General features: G+C 34.3%; 22 protein-coding genes. 1 reads left to right on the top strand and 21 read right to left on the bottom strand.

The genetic code is table 11. The features are described from left to right. Positions 1 to 34: 34 nt before the first annotated feature. Both LUU93_RS06750 and LUU93_RS06745 read right to left on the bottom strand, forming a co-directional pair. Positions 35 to 292, bottom strand: coding sequence for a phosphopantetheine-binding protein (locus tag LUU93_RS06750; RefSeq protein WP_017496902.1), 258 nt, complete (start codon positions 290 to 292; stop codon positions 35 to 37). Between the two features lie 2 nt (positions 293 to 294). Then, on the bottom strand, positions 295 to 912 hold the full coding sequence (locus LUU93_RS06745) for a 3-oxoacyl-ACP synthase (protein WP_232679607.1): 618 nt from the start codon (positions 910 to 912) through the stop codon (positions 295 to 297). A gap of 25 nt (positions 913 to 937) precedes the next feature. On the opposite strand from LUU93_RS06745, the gene LUU93_RS06740 reads away from it, so the two are divergent. Beyond that, a complete protein-coding gene (locus tag LUU93_RS06740; RefSeq protein ID WP_232679605.1) occupies positions 938 to 1123 on the top strand; it encodes a hypothetical protein in 186 nt (61 codons plus the stop codon). Here the strand turns inward: LUU93_RS06740 and LUU93_RS06735 are convergent. The 19 genes from LUU93_RS06735 to flxA form a co-directional block, all read right to left on the bottom strand. After that, positions 1094 to 1675, bottom strand: coding sequence for a Fic/DOC family protein (locus LUU93_RS06735; protein WP_232679603.1), 582 nt, complete (start codon positions 1673 to 1675; stop codon positions 1094 to 1096). The genes LUU93_RS06740 and LUU93_RS06735 overlap by 30 nt on opposite strands. 3 nt (positions 1676 to 1678) lie before the next feature. Beyond that, a complete protein-coding gene (locus tag LUU93_RS06730) occupies positions 1679 to 2818 on the bottom strand; it encodes a beta-ketoacyl-[acyl-carrier-protein] synthase family protein (RefSeq protein ID WP_232679601.1) in 1140 nt (379 codons plus the stop codon). Between the two features lie 211 nt (positions 2819 to 3029). Beyond that, the gene (locus LUU93_RS06725; RefSeq protein ID WP_232679599.1) at positions 3030 to 3479 is read right to left on the bottom strand and encodes an acyl-CoA thioesterase; all 450 of its coding nucleotides are present in this window, start codon (positions 3477 to 3479) and stop codon (positions 3030 to 3032) included. Continuing rightward, complete coding sequence (locus LUU93_RS06720; RefSeq protein WP_232679597.1) at positions 3454 to 4737, bottom strand: ABC transporter permease; 1284 nt, start codon at positions 4735 to 4737, stop codon at positions 3454 to 3456. Before LUU93_RS06720 ends, LUU93_RS06725 begins: the two co-directional genes overlap by 26 nt. Next, positions 4727 to 5479, bottom strand: a complete 753-nt coding sequence (locus LUU93_RS06715; RefSeq protein WP_232679594.1) for an ABC transporter ATP-binding protein — start codon at positions 5477 to 5479, stop codon at positions 4727 to 4729. The genes LUU93_RS06720 and LUU93_RS06715 overlap by 11 nt, the downstream gene beginning before the upstream one ends. A gap of 6 nt (positions 5480 to 5485) precedes the next feature. After that, positions 5486 to 6484, bottom strand: a complete 999-nt coding sequence (gene darH / locus LUU93_RS06710; RefSeq protein WP_232679592.1) for a BtrH-related acyltransferase DarH — start codon at positions 6482 to 6484, stop codon at positions 5486 to 5488. Then, positions 6484 to 6888 carry a flexirubin biosynthesis protein DarG gene (DarG, locus tag LUU93_RS06705; RefSeq protein ID WP_232679591.1) on the bottom strand — a complete coding sequence of 135 codons (405 nt, stop codon included), beginning with the start codon at positions 6886 to 6888 and terminating at the stop codon, positions 6484 to 6486. The genes darH and DarG overlap by 1 nt, the downstream gene beginning before the upstream one ends. A gap of 8 nt (positions 6889 to 6896) precedes the next feature. Beyond that, positions 6897 to 7217 carry a hypothetical protein gene (locus LUU93_RS06700; protein ID WP_232679589.1) on the bottom strand — a complete coding sequence of 107 codons (321 nt, stop codon included), beginning with the start codon at positions 7215 to 7217 and terminating at the stop codon, positions 6897 to 6899. Further along, on the bottom strand, positions 7210 to 7671 hold the full coding sequence (locus LUU93_RS06695; protein WP_498072025.1) for a hotdog family protein: 462 nt from the start codon (positions 7669 to 7671) through the stop codon (positions 7210 to 7212). Before LUU93_RS06695 ends, LUU93_RS06700 begins: the two co-directional genes overlap by 8 nt. Positions 7672 to 7681: 10 nt before the next feature. Continuing rightward, positions 7682 to 8110 (bottom strand): hotdog family protein, encoded by a 429-nt coding sequence (locus LUU93_RS06690; RefSeq protein WP_232679587.1) that lies wholly within the window; start codon positions 8108 to 8110, stop codon positions 7682 to 7684. After that, a complete protein-coding gene (gene darB / locus LUU93_RS06685; protein WP_232679585.1) occupies positions 8110 to 9243 on the bottom strand; it encodes a dialkylresorcinol biosynthesis protein DarB in 1134 nt (377 codons plus the stop codon). The genes LUU93_RS06690 and darB overlap by 1 nt, the downstream gene beginning before the upstream one ends. Positions 9244 to 9259: 16 nt before the next feature. After that, positions 9260 to 10162: a dialkylrecorsinol condensing enzyme DarA gene (locus tag LUU93_RS06680; protein ID WP_232679583.1), complete on the bottom strand. Its 903-nt coding sequence runs from the start codon at positions 10160 to 10162 to the stop codon at positions 9260 to 9262. A gap of 184 nt (positions 10163 to 10346) precedes the next feature. Further along, the gene (locus LUU93_RS06675) at positions 10347 to 11228 is read right to left on the bottom strand and encodes a lysophospholipid acyltransferase family protein (RefSeq protein WP_232679581.1); all 882 of its coding nucleotides are present in this window, start codon (positions 11226 to 11228) and stop codon (positions 10347 to 10349) included. Then, entirely contained in the window at positions 11228 to 11482 is a 255-nt protein-coding gene (locus LUU93_RS06670; protein WP_232679579.1) for an acyl carrier protein, read from the bottom strand. The genes LUU93_RS06675 and LUU93_RS06670 overlap by 1 nt, the downstream gene beginning before the upstream one ends. Further along, a complete protein-coding gene (locus LUU93_RS06665) occupies positions 11475 to 12710 on the bottom strand; it encodes a beta-ketoacyl-[acyl-carrier-protein] synthase family protein (protein ID WP_232679577.1) in 1236 nt (411 codons plus the stop codon). Before LUU93_RS06665 ends, LUU93_RS06670 begins: the two co-directional genes overlap by 8 nt. 196 nt (positions 12711 to 12906) lie before the next feature. Then, positions 12907 to 13638 (bottom strand): flexirubin biosynthesis SDR family reductase FlxB, encoded by a 732-nt coding sequence (gene flxB, locus LUU93_RS06660; RefSeq protein WP_232679575.1) that lies wholly within the window; start codon positions 13636 to 13638, stop codon positions 12907 to 12909. 34 nt (positions 13639 to 13672) lie between these two features. Further along, entirely contained in the window at positions 13673 to 14899 is a 1227-nt protein-coding gene (locus LUU93_RS06655) for a WG repeat-containing protein (RefSeq protein ID WP_232679573.1), read from the bottom strand. Positions 14900 to 14939: 40 nt separating this feature from the next. Beyond that, positions 14940 to 16046 carry a WG repeat-containing protein gene (locus tag LUU93_RS06650; RefSeq protein ID WP_232679570.1) on the bottom strand — a complete coding sequence of 369 codons (1107 nt, stop codon included), beginning with the start codon at positions 16044 to 16046 and terminating at the stop codon, positions 14940 to 14942. A 29-nt stretch (positions 16047 to 16075) separates the two neighbouring features. After that, positions 16076 to 17596, bottom strand: a complete 1521-nt coding sequence (gene flxA / locus LUU93_RS06645; protein WP_232679568.1) for a flexirubin biosynthesis tyrosine ammonia-lyase FlxA — start codon at positions 17594 to 17596, stop codon at positions 16076 to 16078.

The raw sequence follows: 17596 nt of genomic DNA, 5'->3' as shown, positions 1-17596 counted from the left end.
TGAAATCTAAAATCTAAAGTCTAAAATCTGAAATCTATTTAGTTCTGTTAGCACTAATATATGCCGCCATAGTTTCGATAGACTGGAAAATTGTTTTTCCTTCTTTCGGATCTACTAATTTAATTCCGTAATCTTTATCTAAAATCACGATCAATTCAAGTGCATCAATCGAGTCTAAACCTAAACCATCTCCAAACAAAGGATCGTTATCAGCAATGTCTTCAATTGCGATATCTTCAAGGTTTAGAGTAGTAATAATTTTGTTTTTCAATTCTTCTTTTAATGCTTCCATGATTATTTATTATATAATGTATTGATAGTTTCGTTTGTATATTTTGTGCTTTCTGCTGCGCTGATTGTGCAGAGAAAAGCTTTATAATTGTCATTAAAATATTCTACCCAGCCGCACAAAACCATATCTGCTTTATTTGTATTCAACAGAATATTAGAATAATTCGACATAAATTCCGTGTTAAAGGTGTCAAATATAAAGAAAGAATTTTCACTTTTCAGCTGATGACGGATACTTATTTCGCCCAGACAAATATTTGGCAGCGTATAAACGAAAACCGCCGGACTCGGAAAATAGTTTTCTTTATCTGAAATTGATTCCTGATATTTTACATCGGTATCTAAACTCGACGATTTATTTGCTAAAACCAAAGCGATATTATGTTCTTCCTCATTCGAAGTTATCGGACTCAAAAGCAATTCTGATCCTAAAAAAACCAGTTTGCTCAAAGCATCCATTTTGAAAAACTTTGGATACTGCATTTCAAAATTGCGATAGGCTTGTTTAGAGAAATCTGCAAAATCTGTTGGTTCAATTTTGAATACAGAAGCTCCATTCAAAACAATTTCATTGTTTTGGATGGTGATGTAGGATTGTATGTAGGTTTTGTTTTGAGTCATTGTTTTTTTGTAACTTTGCCAAGTTATGAAATTCTACGAAAAATATCCGAAATTAAAAAACAGGAGCTTTTTATCAAAAGTTCTTGCTGATACTGTATTTTCTACAATGTCTTTAGAAGACCAGCAAGTTTCTAAGAGAAAGGTTGTGAAAATTGTTGATACCATTTTAAAGGAGAAAGAATTAAAAGGAAATCAATTCTTCACTAATTAATTGAGTTAATAATTTATAGTCTCCATTGTCTGCAGCTTTCATTGCGCTAATATAAAATTTCCTGCTTTCACCTTCTCTGTGATATAACTCTAAAGGTTGATATCCAAACTTTAAAGCGATAAGATTCATTAAAATCCTTCCTGTTCTTCCATTTCCATTATTGAAAGGATGAATTTTTATAAACTCATAGTGTGCATAAACTAAACAATCAATATGAGCTTCTAAACTTTTGGCAATGGAAATTTTAAAATTAAGATTGTCTAGAAACTGATACATGGCATGCAAAACCATTACTGGTTTAGGAGGAATTAGTTGTCCAACAGAAACTTCCGTTGTTCTCCATTTTCCAGCCCAATCGTAAAGTTGTTCAAATGCAATTTTATGAATTTCCAAAACGAGTGATGTTGAAATCTCAACATCAGTTTCTAGTTCAAAAGTAAAAAGTTCAGCTTTAGCAATTCCAGACGCTTCAACTTCATTAATTTGATTTTTATCAGTCAAACCAAGTAAATTATCGTCTGGAAAAGGTGTCCAATTAGTTTGATTTTCCATCTCTCATTTTATCTTTTCAAAAACAACCGCCGTATTACAACCTCCAAATCCAGAAGCCGTCTTCAAGAAATACTCAATAGTTGTCTTTTGATTTTTCTCAATCACATTTACAGCTTCGCTAACCCCAATTTCATCAAAACCTTTTGATTCAAAAAGTGTATTTTGGTTAGCAGATTCTATCGCAATTACCGTTTCTAATAATCCCGAAGCGCCTAATGTATGACCGTAAAATCCTTTTAAACTATTTACAGGAACATTTTGTAAACCTAAACGGTTTAAGGCAATCGCTTCCATTTCGTCGTTAAACGGAGTTGCAGTTCCGTGTGCTGAAATATAATTTAATTTGTCGGCTTCGATTTGAGCTTCTTTCAAAGCATTTTGAATACTTCTGAACAAACCTTCACCTGTTCTTGACGGACCCGAAATATGATTTGCATCGTTTATGGAACTGTCGCCAATTACTTTTATTTTGGCATTTTTGGCTTCTGCCGAAATTAAAACGGCAGCTGTTGCTTCGCCTAAACTTACTCCGGTTCTGTTTTTAGAATATGGTTTACAAGGCAGATCGCTCATGGCTTGGAATGCATTAAAACCAGATAAAACAAATTCTGAAACTTCGTCGCCGGCAACAACAAAAATATTGTCGTAAAGTTCAGACTGAATCATTCTCTTAGCAATTGAAACGGCTAAAATTCCTGAAACGCAGGCATTTGAAACTACAATTGGTTGTGTTTTAAATCCGAAGAAATCTGAAATGTTTTTAGCTAAAACATCTAAATGTGCGTTGTTAAAACTTTCTTCAGAATTGTTTTTTAAAGCCGTTACATTTCCTTTTGTAGTAGAAAGTATAAAAGCGGTTTTTGAATTTAATTCAATTTCTGAGTTTTTGATAATGGGTTCTAAAGCCAAAATCATCATTTTCTCTAAACGGGAATATTTTGTCTCAGTGCTGATTTTTGAAAAAGCACTGTTTATTTTTTCATCAGAAATAATCGAAGCATAAAATGAATTGGGCATTAAAGAAATGTCATTATGAAGCTGAATGCCCGAATTGCCGCGAAGAATAGCTTCAACATTCGATTCGACATCAAAACCTAAAGGTGTGATACAATTGGTTTGCGTAATGTATATTTCTTTTAACATTTTATGATTCTCAGTTTCTCCTGCAAGGTTTTCAAAACCTTGTAGGTATTTATTTTAAAGCTTTGTCTGAAAAAATGGCTCGCAGATTTTACAGATTAAGCAGATTTATACAGAGTATTTATTCTATACCTGCAAGGTTTTTAAAACCTTGCAGGAAACGAATCCTGATTATTTTATTTTTTTATTCGTGAAAATTAGTGAAATCCGTGTTTTATAATAATAATCCAACTTTCTTTTTCCATTCAGCATAAAAAGGAGGGTTTGTCAACATTAAATTTCCTTCTTTATCTAAAAAAACCTGAACGGTTTCTCCTGTACACGCAATTTCACCTTTATCATCAATAATTTTAAAACGGTAAATCATTTTTGCTGCAGGCGTGTCGACAACGGTTGTTTCAATTGTTACAACATCGCCATAACGTAAAGACAATTTATGTTCGCAGGTCGATTTTACAATTGGCGTTGTGTATCCGGTTTTGGCAATATCCAAATACGTAAGTCCGTGCTGACGGCCAAACGCTTCGCGTCCATCTTCAAAATACGTAATGTAGTTTCCGTGCCAAACAATTCCAAGCGGATCAGTTTCGTTAAAACGAATTCTGATTTCGTGTGTAACTGTCAGGTTTGTAGCTTCGTTAAACTGCTCTTTTCTTTTTATCATAAAATAATGCGATGGCTGTGGTAAGAATAAAAAACAAAAATAATAAACTTATTTTTGGGATGATTTCCAGAAAAGAAACGTTGCGTAAAAGAACGTCATAAAAAGCATCTAATCCCCAATTCATTGGAGACGATTTGGCAATAATCTGCATGATTTTCGGCATGGCAAAAACGGGAACCCAGATTCCGCCAATTGCTGCTAAAATGATCACGCTCGTTGCGCCAAATGGAGCCGATTGTTCCTGTGTGCTTGCAATAGTTCCTAATAAAATTCCGAATCCAATTGCTGCGAAGCCTGAAAATAAGGCAACGACACTCATTAATGCTAAATGTCCTTCAATATTTAAAGATGGAAGTCCGATGGATGGAAATAGAAAAACAGCAACGGTAACCATCATATAAAACTGAATCATACAAATGACAGAGTAAGTAATGGTTTTTCCAATAATCACAACTAAATTAGAAACAGGATTGGTTCTTAAACGAACGAAAGTTCCCTGCGATTTTTCTTTTACAATATTAATCGATAACGGAATTACGATAAAAAATATCGCAAAAAGTGTCCACGCCGGAACGTTATGCTGAACCGAATTTGGACGTACTTCTTTATTATTAATCTTCGGAATTATTTCTTTGAAAGAAATGAAGCTTTTCTGCTCAAAATCGGTAGTTCCTTCTCCTAACTGATTTTGAAAAGTAGTGTAAATCGATTTGGTTTCAATCTGCGAAATCATTTTGTCGATCGAACTCATGACCGCATTTTTAAAACTCATTTGAACCGCGGGATCAAAATACAGTCTTACTTCTTTTTCTTTTATTATTCGCTGTGGTTGGCTGGCTGCCGTACTATCAGTCATGCCTAAACTGCTGACAATTTTTTCGACATTTTGATCGACTTTGGCTTGTAAATCAGAGCTTAAATTTTTTGGGATTACAATGGCCAATTGAAATTTTCCTTTGTAAACATTTTCTCTGGCAACATCTTCAGTAATTGTTTTATTGTCGATTTGCGTTACAACGCTAAACAGATTGCTTTTTTCTAAATTATCAAAAACGGTTTTGGAAACAGAACCTTTGTCGTTATCCACCAATAAAACGGGAATTTTAGAATCGCTGACGGTTTTAAAAGTGCTGTCCTGAATTAACGTAACGGTAATGACCAAAACCAATGGCATTATAAACAGAATAATCAATCCGCCTAAATCGCGTTTAAGCAGTAAAAATTCTTTTACGATCGACATCCAAATTTTATATAGCATCTCTCAAGTCTTTACCGGTTAATGAAATAAAAACGTCTTCGAGATTTCGGGCATCTTCAACAGAATTGATTAAAGTTGAAGGCGTTCCTTTTGCGTAAATTCGGCCTCGGTCTAAAATGGCAATATTGGTGCAGAAATCTTCGGCTTCAGCCAAATGATGTGAAGTATAAATAATGGATGTTCCGTTTTGGTTCAACACTTTTAGATAATCTATAATGGCATTTTTAGACTGTACGTCGACACCAACGGTTGGTTCATCTAAAAATAAAACTTTTGGTTTATGCAGAATTCCGGCAATTAAATTCACGCGGCGTTTCATTCCGCCCGAAAAAGTTTCAACAGGTTTATCGGCAAATTTTAAAAGGCCTAAAAGATCTAAAGTTTCGATTACTTTATCTTTTAAATCAGAGCCTTTTAAACCGTACATACTTCCAAAATAATGCAGGTTTTCTCTTGCTGTAAGAGTAGGGTATAAGGCATATTCCTGAGGAACAACGCCTATGATTTTTTTAATTTTTGAAGAATGATGCTGATAATCTAAATCATCAATTGTAAAATGTCCTGATGTTGGTTTTACCAATCCGCAGAGCATTGAAATTAAGGTTGTTTTTCCGGCACCGTTTGGGCCAAGTAAACCAAAAATTTCTCCTTCATTTATATCGAGCGAAACATCGTTCAAAGAAAACTGATCGGCATCTTTGTACTTTTTCGAAAGGGATTCTATTTTAATTATGGATTGCAAAATATCTTAGCTGATGGCTTTTTTTAGTTTTTTGAAAAAGATTTCTTCTCTGTTGGCAATGTCCAAAAGTTCATTGGCAATCGTGTTGTAAGCATCTTCTTTGGCACTTCTGTTTTTATAAATTCTTGAAGCTTCAACAGCAAAATCACGCCATGAATCGCCAATTTTTGTCATTTCTTTAGAAAGTTCTTTCAGTTCTTCATTACCTAAAATAACCGAAGCTTCCTGTAAAAAGGCCGCATAAATAAATCGGAAACCACCGCCTCCGGTTCCAATTTCTTCCTGCATACGAACCATTTGCGCCAAATAATGATTGGCTTTTTTGGTTCCGTGTTTTATAGGCCATTTTCTAATTTGCTTAGAAACAAATTTGATGCCGCGAACGCCTACAATTGGCATTGGCGCTAACATATCTCGGCACGTATTTTTAATTCCTTTAATGATCGCGCTTTTTAAATCAACGTCTTTCGGAATTTGAATTGGATAATACATTTGACCGCGCGGTGCAAAAGCTCCTTTGGCAAAACGAACTTTGTCTAATTCCTCGTGTGTTAAAGTGGTTACGGTTTCCATTACAGGATCGCTGATTAAATAATCTTTATCGGTTTTTCCGTAAACGACTAAATTGTGTGCGTTGAAGTGGAAACGATATTCGTCTGGGAAATAACTTAAATTGTAAACGCCGACTTGCAATCCGGTTGGGATATTGTTTTTTAAATTTTCATCCAGAGCTTTGTTTGCATTTACTACAGATGAAAATTTTTGTCTTTTTATTTTTAGGTTTAAACGGGCTGCAACTTTATTGAAAATTTGTCCCGGCAAAGTTCTGTAGCTGATCGCTGGCGCGTAATTAACTTTTATAAAAGGCAAATACACAAAGAAAAGTCCGGAACCGATACCAAAAACCATTGGTTCGCTAATGTTGAGTCCGTTGTTTTTTAACAGATTCGATGCTACTCCATTTTCACAATGAGCAGATTGGTGATGTGTAAAAGTAACTTGCATTAATCTGTTTTAAAGTTTTTTAATTCGGATATTGAGATGTTGAAAGCATCAGCATATTTTTTCAAAATAGAATCGCTTAATTTAGCAAAAATGGCAGGTTTAAAATGTCTTTTTACACGCCATTTCCACATTCCCACGTAGCTTGACAAAATCGTAAGATCCATTTTATTGACTTCCATGTAATATGAAATTGGACTTACTTCGCCATTTAAAACTTGTTGTTTTGCTTCGGCAATACGCTCGTTTATTTCATCGATAGAATTAGAAAGTGCGATTGTTTTTGGTTCCCAGCCAGTGCTTAAGGTTGTGGTATAATTGCCATTTTCATCCGTTGCGTACAAAAGCTCTTTTACGTTGTTTTTTGTTAAATTGCTTGTGTCTTGCGGTACTTTGTCTTTTTCCATATTGCTAATTAATTTATTAGAAACATACAGGCTAATGCTATACATAAACTAATTATTAAAAATCCCAGATTTGCAAAAGCTAAAATTCTGTTTTTCTTTACAAATAAATAAATCATTTCTATTAGTAATCCCAAATAAAACATTTGTGTTATCATAAATAGAATAACAAACATTCCTAAACCGCCATCGACATGTTTATGTCCGCTTTCGTCACAATATTTATGAGGGTCATAAGTAAAATGCCAAAATAAGAAAACGAAACCAAGTAAAACGACCAAAATTCCGATTCGGATTACGAGATGTAAAATGATTTTTTTTAAATTATTCAACCGAAACTGTTTTTTGAATAAACAAGTTAATTTCGCATTCTAAGAGTATTTGGTCTTCGACAGAACTTTGACAGCTCATCGTGCATAAAGTGTAATCGTCGCCAGCGAATTTTGAAACTAAATTTGCTTTGGTAATTATAGTATCACCAACTTTTGGCAGCGAATGAATTTTTACATTTTTTAAGGCACTGATAAATCCAATTACATTTACGTTTTCATTTTCTGTTCCGTCTTCGTCAAAAAAGTATTTTTTCCCAACAATAGACGAACAAGTCTGCGCTGTATTTTCAATTAAACCTGCTTCGATAAAAACATTATTCTGAATGAAAATATTGTCTTCTTTTATCAAAAAAGTGGTTTCTACGAAGTTGGCATCAATATCCAAAATTAAATCAACCATAAGCATTGGCGCCCGGTGCGGTAAATAATTTTGTATGTCGACTCCGGTATTCAAAATATCTATATTATTTGGCTAAAACGGTTTTCATTTGTCCGTTTGCGATTTCTTCATTATTTAATGTTGTCACAATATTCACTAAAGTGATTCCTGCAAATTCCTGCAAAATGGTAACGGCTGACTGAATTGTGTCATTAATTTTTGGCAGTTTTTTAATTTCAATTTCTTTAATAGAACCAATGTAACCCGTTGGTGCCGTTTCGTTTCTTAAAAAAAACTGATATCCCGTATGTAATGCCACTGATTGTGCCATGTGCTCAATTAAACCAGCTTCTAAAAAAGTATTATTGTCAAAAAAAATATTGTTGCTTTTAATATTAAATCCGGAAACCAATGATGTTTCACTATAAGAAAGCATACTGTCTACCATTACAAAAGGAAATTTTTGCGGTAATAAATTTTCGACAGCTTCTTTTTCTAAAAGTATAGCTTCCATTAGCAGACAGTTAAATACGCATATGCGAAAGAGAATCTTCCGCTTTCCGGAACTGATAAAAGAATTTTATCTCCTTTTTTCAAATTCCCTGAATTCATTAATTCTTCAAGAGCTAAATAAATAGAGGCAGAACCAACATTTCCAACTCTGGAAAGATTCATAAACCATTTATCATCACTCATTCCGATTCCTTTTTCTGTTAATCCTTTTTTTAATCCTTCGACAAAAAAGTTAGAAGAAACGTGAGGAATAAAATAATTGACATCTTCAGATTTGATGTTGTTTTTATCCATTGCGTCTTTCATGCTTTCGGCGCCTTTTGTCAGTATAAATTCATCTAATAATTTTACGTCTTGTTTGATAGAAAATACAGATTCGTTCAGCCATTGTTCTGGTGCGTAATCGCTCCATGATTTTATTTCTCCGTTTTCAAGTTTATCACCTCCGGCATACATGCAGGTTTCTAATTCGTATGCATACGAAAAAGCTTCCATCCATTCTATTTTTAGAGAAATTGGCCCTTTTGGTTTATTCTCTAATAAAAAAGCGCCAGCGCCATCAGACAGCATCCAGCGTAAAAAATCTTTTTTGAAAGCAATGATGGGCTGTTCTTCCAGACTTTTTAAATTGTCAGCTTCGTGATTGTATTTTTGGGCGTTTAGCCAGGTAGAAACTTTTTCTGATCCTGTGCAGATTGCATTGTTTGAATTTCCAGAACGTACGGAAAGAAAACCAAATTTAAGAGAGTTCATTCCGGCACAGCAGACTCCTGTTGAAGAGTTTAGTTCTACCGATTTATTTTTCAGCAGACCATGTACCATTGCAGCGTGCGAAGGCAGAAAAATGTCCGGAGTTGAGGTTCCGCATGAAAGTACTTCTAAATCCTGAGGCGTAAAATTTTCATCAAATAACGGCAAAATGGCATTTATGGTTAATTCGGCATTGCTGTGTGTGCTTTTTCCTGTTTTGTCAACAGCGTAATAACGGCTTGTAATTTTATTATTGCGCAAAATAATACGTCTTGCTTTTGAGGCAGTATCGTTGATAAGACCTAAGTAGGCTTCCATTTCATCATTTGAAACAGCTTCGTTAGGCAAATATTTTGCAGCTTTTGTTATATATACTTCAAACATAATCTAAAATTCGCTTCTAAACTCCTTGATAATACTGAGTTTGTCTTTTTATGGTTTTTAACTTAAAAGGGTAGGAAATAAAGTGCAATATATACACTATTGGTGAGATTAACCAAATTGCCAAGAATAAATAAACATTAAATACTTTTAGAAGCTTTTTTCGGTTTTTTTGATTTTTAAAAATCAGGTTTGACCATTTATTGAAAATTTTATTGGCCGTTTTGTCTACTGTAACTAAGTACGGACTAATTTTTACGGCACCAATTTCTACCAATTTTGGCTGTAAATGCTCTAAATTATTCTCGTTAAAGGATGAAAGCATTACTTCACCAAATTTTGGAGATTCGTTTATGTCTTTTTCTGAAACTCCCGGTAGTGGAAAAATACCTAAATATTTTTTCTTAACGCCAGAGAACATCCACTCTACAATTGTAATTACGCTTATTAAATTTCCAACACGATCTACCAGAGCTACATTACCCACTAATTGTGCATTAGCCTCTTTTAGTAAAGCTTTGATTTTTTCCTGCGCCATAATCCACATGTTTCTTGATCCGCTGATGGTTATAACTGGCGTGTTGTTCAGGATTTTTTTGGCGTCATCGCTTTTTAAAAACGAGTTTATTGGAATTGAAGGCGACAAATACCAAACCTGGTAATGGAAAAGTACCAAATCAAATTTTGTATTTAAAACTTCTTCGGGAATGGGTTTTAATGCAGTCGGAATTTGTAAAAACGATTCTGGAAAGGCATCAAAAAAAGCATCTTTACTCCAAGGAAACGGGAAAGGCTTTTCTAATTGTATTTCGTGAAAAGTTACATTTATATTCTCTGAATTCAGAAATGGTTTTGCGATGTTTTGCGCAATGGTTTCTAACTGCCCGGATTGAGAATAATAAATAACAAGAACATTTTTCATTGAGGTTTGTTTGCTTTGGTTGCGAACAAAAATAAGTAAATTTATTTAAACAGATTTTTCCTTGTTGTTGTGAGGTTTTTGGCCCGCGGATTTTACGGATGAAACGGGTTTACACAGGTTTTTTATAATCAGATAAATAAAAAAGGAATCTGCGTAAATTCGTTTCATCTGTAAAATCAGTGCGCTATTTCTTCAAATCATTCCAAAAATCGAAGTAATTAAACCATTGCAAAGGATATTTTTTCAGGATGTTTTCTACGCTTGTTACGTATTCTTTCAGCAATGCTTTTTCGTCACGGTGCTTCACTGCGGCTTCTCTTGCGTATAAATGATAATGTAAATTTGGCTCTTTCATAACATAAACAAACACAACGGGAACTTTTAATCTTGATGCAATTAAAAATGGACCGGCAGGGAAGTTTGCTTCTTTGCCTAAAATGTTTTCAGAAAGTGATTTTGTGCCTTCAAAATAACGGTCGCCTGTAAAACAAACCAATTCGTTATTGGCCAAAGCAGCATTGATCTCAAATATATGAGACAAATCTTCTTTGATAATAATGAATTTTACAGTTGGTTTTTGGGCGATGCTTTCCAAATAATTTTTAATCGCAGAATGTTCTAAATCTGTAGTGACTAAGTTGATTTGAAAATCAAGATCAATGTCGCCTAAGAAATGTTCCGCAATTTCAAAATTTCCAACATGCGCGCTGATTAAAACACCGCCTTTTTTTTCGGCCAGCAGATTTTTTAAAATCTCAATTCCGTCAAATTCGTAAGTGAATTTGTTTCGCATTCCTGCCGAAATAGAAACCTTGTCAATAATAGTCTGTCCAAAAGTGTAATAACTTTTGAAAACCATTTTTTTTGATTTAAAATAGGAATACTGAAGCCTTTCTTTAAAATAATAAAAGATAGCGCGATTGCTTTTCCTTAAAAATAAAAAGTAATAAGAAGCAACAAAATAGAGTAAAACATAAGCAGATTTGACACCCGCTTTTTGAATCAAAAAAACGAATATTCTATAGCCTAAAACAGTTCCTTTTGATTTGCCATCCCATTGACTCATTAAGCTGTTTTGGCTTTTAATTTGGTTTCAATAAGGTCGTAGAAGCTTTGAAAATCAGCAATTCCAACAAAATCAGCCTCGACTAGTTTTACGCCAAAGTTAGCCTCTATTGAAACTACCAAATCAACATAATCCAAACTATCTAAGCCAAGTGTATTTTTTAAATTAGCAGTTGGTTCAATGTCGTCATTGTCTACTTCAAATTCATCAACCAAAAAACCATTAATTCGTGCTATAATCTCTTCTTTATTCATCGTTCAATTTAAACTTTTTAACCACCAACGCCGAGTTGGTTCCTCCGAAACCGAAAGAATTGGACAAAAATATGTCAAATTTTTTGTTTAACGTAGTTTTAACTAAATTTAATTTTGAAGCATCTTCATCTGGGTTGTCTAAATTGATGTTTGGCGCAATGAAATCGTTCAGCATCATTATGATAGAGTAGATAATTTCACTTGCCCCCGCCATCCAGCATTCGTGGCCTGTCATTGATTTTGTAGAACTTATATAAGGATTTTTCTCACCAAAAACTTCAAAAATAGCTTTGGCTTCGTTTGCATCGCCAACGGGAGTTGAGGTAGCATGTGCATTTATGTACTCAATATCTGACGCTTTTAGTTTAGCATCGTCAAGTGCTCGCTGCATTGCTGTAGCCGGACCTTCGACGTTTGGAGTCGAAATATGTCCGCCGTTTGATGAAAATCCGTAACCTGAAACTTCGGCAATAATTGTTGCGCCTCTTGCTATTGCAGATTCGTAACTTTCAAGGATTAGAGTTGCACCGCCGCCACTCGGAATTAATCCGTCACGGCCTGCATCAAAAGGCCTAGAAGCTTTTTCGGGATTACTTTCGCGATTAGAAAAAACGCCTAAACCATCAAAACTGCTCATCGCATATTTGTTGATTTCCTGCGCTCCTCCGGTAATAATAATATCCTGAAAACCACTTTTTATTAAAAAATAAGCTAATCCAATAGAATGTGAACCGCTTGCACAGGCAGCACTTACTGTTAAATTGATGCCGCGAAGTTTAAAAATCGTGGAAAGATTCATCGTAACGGTAGAATTCATCGATTTAAAAATCGCTCCTGAACCAATTAAGGCAGTATCTTTTTTCTCGCGCACAATATCTGTAGCGTCAATAATTGCTTTAGAAACGCTGTCGTTTCCGTACATAATCCCAACTTCGCGAGTGTCAAAAAAAGCATCGTCGATATTCGCATTTTTCAGTGCTTCGATAGTGGCCATATAAGCATATTCGGTTTCTTCACCAATGCTCATACGTTGTCTACGGGTCAATAAATTTTTTAAATCAGCTTTAGGAACCATTCCGGTTAAGGCTGATTGAAAACCAAATTCTTTTCGTTCAGAATCAAACTGAATACCCGATTTTCCGTTATACAATGATTCCTTTACTTCATCTAAAGAAGTTCCGATACAAGAATAAATTCCCATTCCAGTAATTACAACTCTCTTATTCATCGTCTTTCAAAGTAATTTTTTATCCGTTACGTGTAATTTTTTAAACACATAGTCCCGAAACTTCGGGATAGCTTTTGTAAACTCAAAAAAGGCGTTTCACTTATTTTAAATTAACATAGCTTTCTATGTGAAAGAAATGTATTTCTTTTTTGCATTCTTTATTACGCAGAAAATCTATGTTTCTATGTGTTAGAATTTAAGAATATATTCCTCCGTTTATATTAATAATTTCTCCGGTAATATAGCTCGATTTTTTTGAAATCAAAAAGCTTACCAAATCTGCAACTTCTTCGGCTTCACCAAAACGATTTACCGGAATCAGTTTTAATAACTCTTTTTCGTCAAGCGCACTTGTCATGTCTGTTCTAATAAAACCCGGTGCAACTGCGTTTACAGTTATATTACGTTTTGCAACTTCTTGTGCCAATGCTTTTGTCGCAGCAACAATTGCACCTTTTGCAGCCGAATAATTGGTTTGTCCTGCTGTTCCCTTTACGCCAGAAACAGAAACCATATTTACAATTCGGCCGTATTTATTGCGAAGCATTTTTTGAATAAAAAACTGCGTCACATTAAAAAACCCGTTTAAACTTGTGTTTACAACACCGTTCCAGTCTTCGGGAGTCATCCACATAAAAAGACCATCTTTTGTAATTCCGGCATTGTTTACAATAGCTTCAACAATAGCTTCAGGGTTTGATTCCTGCCATTGTGTTAAAACAGTTTGTACTTGTTCAAAATTGGCAACATCAAAACCTAAAATTTCTCCGGTTGCTCCTAATTTTTGTATTTCCTGAAGTGTTTCTTGGGCAGCAGTTTTGTTTGAATGATAATTGATCAAAATATGATAATTAGATTCAACGGCTAATTTTTTACAAACAGCACTTCCAATTCCTCTTGAACCGCCTGTTACTAATACACATTTCATTATATAAATTTTATTTTTTTAGTGGAAATAAATGTTATTTCTTTTTCTTAGTTACTGGTTTGCTCGCTGGTTTTACTGCTGTTTTTGTTTCAGCTTTTGGACTCTCAGCAGCTACACTTATTTCTTTTTTTTCTCTTTCTGCTGTTTGTGAAAATAGTTCAGCGTTTTCAAACCACTGGTTTCCTAATACAGTTCCGTCTGGTTTAAGAAAACCCCATTTTCCTTCGTTTTTTACTCTTGCAACGCCATCAATAAAACCCTTATCCTGCTGTACAAACAGCGCAATAACGAATCCGTTTGAAGTAATTCCGTATTGTGTTGGAATTACCAGTTTTCCAGTTTCATTGATAAATCCCCAATTGTTTTCTTTTACAGGAGCCAAACCGTTTGAACTAAAAACTTCTGCATCGCTGTAAGTAGGTTCAATTACAAATTCTCCTTTTAAATTGATATATCCCCATTTTTTTCCAACTAAAACAGGAGCTAAGTTTTTGGAGAATGCTTTTCCTTTATCATATATAGGCAGAATTACCCAATTTCCTTTTAGATCTATAAAACCAATTTTTCCGTTCTTTTTGGCATAGGTCAAATCCTGTGTTTCAAAATCCCATATTTTTTCGGCACCATCGACCGGAATAAATTTTCCGCCGTTTACAAGTCCAAAAGTTTTATCTTTTCTTGCCCAGGTTGTGCCTTTAAAATAGTTTCCAATTTCTGCGTAAGCGGGTTCAACTAATTCTTTTCCGTCGGTATTTATAATTCCCCAGTTTTTGTTTAACTCAACTCGTGCAAAACCATTTTCAAAAGGTTTGATCTGATCGTATTTTGGTTCTAAAACTACGGTTAGTTTTGAATTGATTAATCCAACTTTATTTCCTTGTCTTATAAAAGCAACGCCGTTAGTAAAATCGAATATTTTTTCGGTAGCAGGCGCTTTTAAAATTTCACCTTTTGTATTAATATAAACCCAGTCCTTATCTTTTTGTACAACTGCGATTCCGCTGTTAAAATCTTTAGCATTATTAAAAGATGCCGGAATTAACCAGCTTCCTTTAGTGTCAATAAATCCCCATTTTCCGTTGTCTTCTACAGCTGCTAAACCTTCAGAAAAACTTTTGGCAGATTTATATTGAGGTTCGATTTTGAAAGATCCGTCTTTGGAAATGTACCCAATTTTTGAATTCTTTTTAACTAATGCTAGTTCTTGACTATTAACAAATTGAATGAAACCTAGCAACAAAAAAATAAATGTTTTTTTCATGATTTTAAGATTCAATATTAATAATATAAAAAATGCTTTTTTATTCCTGGAAGAGTTCAGCATTTTGAAACCATTCGATCAAAATGTCTCCATTTGGTTTCAGAAACCCCCATTTACCGTTACGTTTTACTCTTGCTAATCCGCCAATGAATCCTTTTTCTTCACGCATATAGCTTCCAAAGGCTGCTGAAATTTCATAATCTGCCGGAATAACTACTATTCCGCTTTCATTAATAAATCCCCAGCCATATCCTTTGTTTACAGCAGCAAGTCCGTCGCTAAAAGGCTCTGCATCATAAAACATAGGCTGTACCACACATATTCCTTCTAAATTGGTATAACCCCATTTTTCTCGAATGCGAACAGGTGCTAAATTATTAGAGAATGGTTTTGTTTTGTCAAACAGTGGTTTAAGAACCCATTGTCCTTCAAAATTTATAAATCCCCATTTTACGCCTTTTTTCGCAGCAATTAAATCTTGCGTTCCAAAAGCACCAAATTCAGTAACCCCTTCTATTGCAATAAATTGTCCGTTATGAACCAGTCCATAATCTTTTCCTTTTTTTGCCCAGGTTGTATTGTTGTAATAATCTCCAACTTCGTCATAAATGGCTTCAACAACCTCTTTTCCTTCTGCATCAACAATTCCCCATTTTCCATTTACAGCTGCTCTTCCATAACCTTTATAAAAAGCCCTGATAACATCGTATTTTGGAGCCAGAACAATTTCCAATTTATTATTGATAAGCCCCACTTTATTGGCTTGTCTAAAAAAAGCTATTCCGTAATGAAAATCAAATAATTTATCTGATTCCGGATTACCTTTTAATATTTCACCTTGTTTGTTGATGTAATACCAAACAGATTTTTTTTCTATCGCAGCAATTCCGCTATTGAAATCCCTTGCATTATCAAAAGCTGCAGGAATTACAAAAGTTCCTTTGCTGTCGACATATCCCCATTTTCCATTTTGTTTAACGGCTGCCAATCCATCTGAAAAATCTCGTGCGCTGTCAAATTTTGGTTCAACGGCAAAAGTTCCCTCTTTTGTAATAAGACCAAATTTACCGTCTTTTTTTACTAATGCAAGTTCTTGAGCATTAATTAATTGTATGGAAAATAGAAATAAAAAAAATATTTTTTTCATGTTTTTTAATGTACGATTACAATTTTAGATTAACTATTTATCAAATAATCTTTTACCTTTTGAACAAAAGGATACATTACCTGGTCTTCCTTAAATGTTGGAATTATATTGCGAACATCGTCATACCATTTTTTGGTTACAGACGAAATTTTATCTTTTTGTCCTAAATAATCAATTGCCTGAACAATAGTAATCATTTCGATTGCCAATACTTCAAAAGCATTTTCGATTACTTTTGAGGTAATAACGGCAGCGTTTGTTCCCATACTTACAATGTCCTGATTGTCATTGTTGTTCGGGATACTGTGTACATACATTGGGTTTGAAAGCATTTGGCTTTCGGCAGTTGTTGATGTTGCTGTAAACTGAACTCCCTGCATTCCGAAATTGAAACCTAAAGTTCCTAAATTTACAAACGGAGGCAGTAATTCGTTGATTTTTGAATTCAATAAATAATTCAACTGACGTTCAGCAAGCATCGTTAATTTTGTAATAACAATTTTCAGTTTATCCATTTCCAGGGAAATATAATCTCCGTGGAAATTTCCTCCGTGATAAACATGCTGATTTTTTACGTCGATGATTGGGTTGTCGTTTGCCGAGTTAAATTCGTCTTCTAAAATAGAAGCAACATTATTTATGGTTTCTAAAACCGGCCCCAAAATTTGAGGAACGCATCTTAATGAATAATATTCCTGAACTTTTTCTTTGAAGATTTCTTCGGTATTTTCTCCAGAATATAAATGGTCTTCTCTTTTACGGATTAAAGTACTATCTGAAAGATTCTGACGCATTTTTGCCGCAATTTCCTGCTGCCCTTTATGCCGTTTTGTTTGGTTTAATTCTGCAGAGAAATGATCGTCATAAGCCTGAACCAATTCATTTATGGCGCAAGAAGATTTTAATGACCAGTCTAATAATTTTTTAGCATGATACACATTTACAACGCCAATTCCTGTCATTACAGAAGTTCCGTTGATTAATGCCAGACCTTCTCTAATTTCTACCTGAATTGGTTTTAAACCTTCAATTTCAAAAACTTCAGGAGTTGGTCTTCTTTCTCCTTTATAAAAAACTTCGCCTTCACCAATTAAAACTAAAGCTAAATGTGATAGCTGTACTAAGTCGCCGCTGGCACCAACACCACCGTGTTCAAATATTAAAGGTGTAATATCTCGATTGATAAGTTCAGACATTAAGTTGATTACTGACGGATGTACACCCGAATTTCCTAATGAAAGTGTATTTAATCGAGCCAATATTGCTGCTTTTGCACAAGCTGCATTTAATGGTTTTCCGGTTCCTGAAGAGTGGCTGCGGATTAAATTATATTGAAGCTGAATTTGATCAGACTCTTTAATTCTGTATTGCGCCATTGGGCCAAAGCCTGTGTTTACGCCGTAAATAACTTTATTTCCAGAGAATTCTTTTAAGAAATTAAAGCTTTCGTTTACTCGGTTTAGAACTACATCACTAATTGTAACTTTTTGATTTCCAAAGATTATGGATTCAAACTCTCCTAAACTTAAATATTCATTAATTGTATTCAT

It is taken from the genome of Flavobacterium soyae, from assembly GCF_021245985.1.
Lineage (GTDB): Bacteria > Bacteroidota > Bacteroidia > Flavobacteriales > Flavobacteriaceae > Flavobacterium > Flavobacterium soyae.
The sequence above is the reverse complement of the archived record's forward strand: the minus strand, read 5'-3'. Positions and strand labels throughout refer to the sequence as shown.

Bases quoted from the DNA above. Each gene is read 5' to 3' on its own strand.
- darB (WP_232679585.1), bottom strand. From the start codon at position 9,243: ATGTTTGAAGTATATATAACAAAAGCTGCAAAATATTTGCCTAACGAA.
- darH (WP_232679592.1), bottom strand. From the start codon at position 6,484: ATGCAAGTTACTTTTACACATCACCAATCTGCTCATTGTGAAAATGGA.
- LUU93_RS06740 (WP_232679605.1), top strand. From the start codon at position 938: ATGAAATTCTACGAAAAATATCCGAAATTAAAAAACAGGAGCTTTTTA.
- LUU93_RS06720 (WP_232679597.1), bottom strand. From the start codon at position 4,737: ATGCTATATAAAATTTGGATGTCGATCGTAAAAGAATTTTTACTGCTT.
- LUU93_RS06670 (WP_232679579.1), bottom strand. From the start codon at position 11,482: ATGAATAAAGAAGAGATTATAGCACGAATTAATGGTTTTTTGGTTGAT.
- LUU93_RS06650 (WP_232679570.1), bottom strand. From the start codon at position 16,046: ATGAAAAAAATATTTTTTTTATTTCTATTTTCCATACAATTAATTAAT.
- LUU93_RS06690 (WP_232679587.1), bottom strand. From the start codon at position 8,110: ATGGAAGCTATACTTTTAGAAAAAGAAGCTGTCGAAAATTTATTACCG.
- LUU93_RS06655 (WP_232679573.1), bottom strand. From the start codon at position 14,899: ATGAAAAAAACATTTATTTTTTTGTTGCTAGGTTTCATTCAATTTGTT.
- LUU93_RS06675 (WP_232679581.1), bottom strand. From the start codon at position 11,228: ATGAGTCAATGGGATGGCAAATCAAAAGGAACTGTTTTAGGCTATAGA.
- LUU93_RS06725 (WP_232679599.1), bottom strand. From the start codon at position 3,479: ATGATAAAAAGAAAAGAGCAGTTTAACGAAGCTACAAACCTGACAGTT.
- LUU93_RS06745 (WP_232679607.1), bottom strand. From the start codon at position 912: ATGACTCAAAACAAAACCTACATACAATCCTACATCACCATCCAAAAC.
- DarG (WP_232679591.1), bottom strand. From the start codon at position 6,888: ATGGAAAAAGACAAAGTACCGCAAGACACAAGCAATTTAACAAAAAAC.
- flxA (WP_232679568.1), bottom strand. From the start codon at position 17,596: ATGAATACAATTAATGAATATTTAAGTTTAGGAGAGTTTGAATCCATA.
- LUU93_RS06665 (WP_232679577.1), bottom strand. From the start codon at position 12,710: ATGAATAAGAGAGTTGTAATTACTGGAATGGGAATTTATTCTTGTATC.
- LUU93_RS06680 (WP_232679583.1), bottom strand. From the start codon at position 10,162: ATGAAAAATGTTCTTGTTATTTATTATTCTCAATCCGGGCAGTTAGAA.
- LUU93_RS06750 (WP_017496902.1), bottom strand. From the start codon at position 292: ATGGAAGCATTAAAAGAAGAATTGAAAAACAAAATTATTACTACTCTA.
- LUU93_RS06730 (WP_232679601.1), bottom strand. From the start codon at position 2,818: ATGTTAAAAGAAATATACATTACGCAAACCAATTGTATCACACCTTTA.
- flxB (WP_232679575.1), bottom strand. From the start codon at position 13,638: ATGAAATGTGTATTAGTAACAGGCGGTTCAAGAGGAATTGGAAGTGCT.
- LUU93_RS06735 (WP_232679603.1), bottom strand. From the start codon at position 1,675: ATGGAAAATCAAACTAATTGGACACCTTTTCCAGACGATAATTTACTT.